The following is a 1,870-nucleotide window of genomic DNA, read 5'->3' on the forward strand; positions in this document are numbered from 1 at the left end:
TTAAAAATACGATTGCTGATGGTTATTCATACAGTGAAGGTTTGAAGAAATCGGATTTTCATCCCAAAAATTCAACCGTTATATATGATCGTAACGGTAAAGTGCTAAAGAAATTGGCTCAATCTAGTTCAAACTATACTTCTATCAATGATATTAATCCCGATATTAGTAAAGGATTGGTGGATGTTGAAGATCAACGTTTTTATATTCATCATGGAGTTGATCTGTATGGTATTTTGAGATCGGCCGTTTCGACAGTTTTGCATCGTAGAACTGAAGGTGGATCAACGTTAACTCAACAATTGGTTAAGAATGTTATTCTGCAAGATCAGTCACAGAATTTGAATCGTAAGCTTAAAGAAATGGTTATAGCCCAGCAGTTAGAAAAGAAATTTACTAAGAAACAGATATTGGAATTTTATATCAACGATGTTTATATGGGCAATGGTTCATATGGATTCAGTGCGGCTTCAGATTATTATTTTTCACAGAATCAAAAAGATTTATCAATTGATAAACTAGCTCTTCTAGTAGGACTTCCTAATAACCCTGTTTATTACGATCCAGTCGTGTATCCAGAACGAGCATTAAAACGCCGTAACATGATTTTATATATCTTTAACCAACGTGGATTAATTTCTAAGAAGACTTATAAGGAAGCTCGAAAGCGTCCTTTAGGATTGGAAATTAATCAACGTAAATATGATAACGATGTTTCAAATAATTATGCTTTAAGTTATGCCGTATTTAATGCAACTGAGGAATTGATGAAATCTTCTGGTTTTACAATGCAGTATGATTTTAAGGATAGGGCTGAAAAAGATGCTTATGGCAAAAGATATAATGAGGCATATAACCGAGCTCATGGTGAGTTAATGGATGGTGGTTATAAAATCCATACAACAATTGATATGGATGTCCAAAATAAGATTGAAAGTTTAGTTGATAAAACATATCAAGCTTATACCGGTAGGGCTGATAATGGAAAACTTACTCCTCAAGTTTCAAGTACTGTCGTAGATAACAAAACGGGTGACGTTATAGCGATAGTTGGTGGTCGAACCACGAATGGTGATCAAGTTAATCGAGCGATAAGTGGATATCGCCAACCAGGTTCAACAGCTAAGCCAATCGTTGCGTATGCACCAGCATTTGAAAGAGGCTATTTGCCACAGAGTACCGTTATTGATTCGGCAGTTGGTAATCCGACCGTACATAACTGGTACAGTGGCTACACAGGTAGTAATACTTTACGCCATGCTTTGGAAAACTCTATTAATACAATTGCTTACAAGTTGGCTGCCTCGGATACAAAGCATACTTATTATGATGATTTAGCCAAAATGGAATTTGCCCGCTTAGACCCCAATCAAAAGGCTGATCCACGACTAGCTATCGGTTCATTTAAATATGGTGTCACAACTACGGAAATGGCATCAGCATACAGTTCATTCTCCCGTGGGGGCAAGTTTGTCCATCCAAGTAACTTGTCGAGTATTTATGATAATGATAACGGACGCTATATTTATCAAAATACGCATATGAAGAAGTCGGTTTACACCAAGAACGCCAGTTATATGATGATTAATACGATGCAATCCGTTATTACCGATGGACTTGGTAAAGCGGCCGCTTTGGATAACTATAAGTACACGGCCGGTAAGACAGGTACCACTGATGATACAAAGGATTCGTATTTTGTAGGAATGACACCTAGTTTTACGATTGCTAACTGGACAGGTAATGATGTGCCATCAACTTTGACCCAGAGCGAAGATGCTTTGGCAATGCAGGCCTTCAAAGCTGAAGGGGAGTATTTAGTTGATCATATGAAACAGAAACAGACTAACTTCAAAAAGCCTAATACAGT

At 37.2% G+C, this 1,870-nt stretch carries 1 protein-coding gene; it reads left to right on the forward strand.

The genetic code is table 11. The annotated features are described in order from the left end of the window. A partial coding sequence (locus FHL06_RS12570; RefSeq protein ID WP_153386921.1) for a transglycosylase domain-containing protein occupies positions 1-1,870 on the forward strand: 1,870 nt, incomplete at both ends.

Origin of the sequence: Companilactobacillus halodurans (genome assembly GCF_009600985.1) — a bacterium.
Lineage (GTDB): Bacteria > Bacillota > Bacilli > Lactobacillales > Lactobacillaceae > Companilactobacillus > Companilactobacillus halodurans.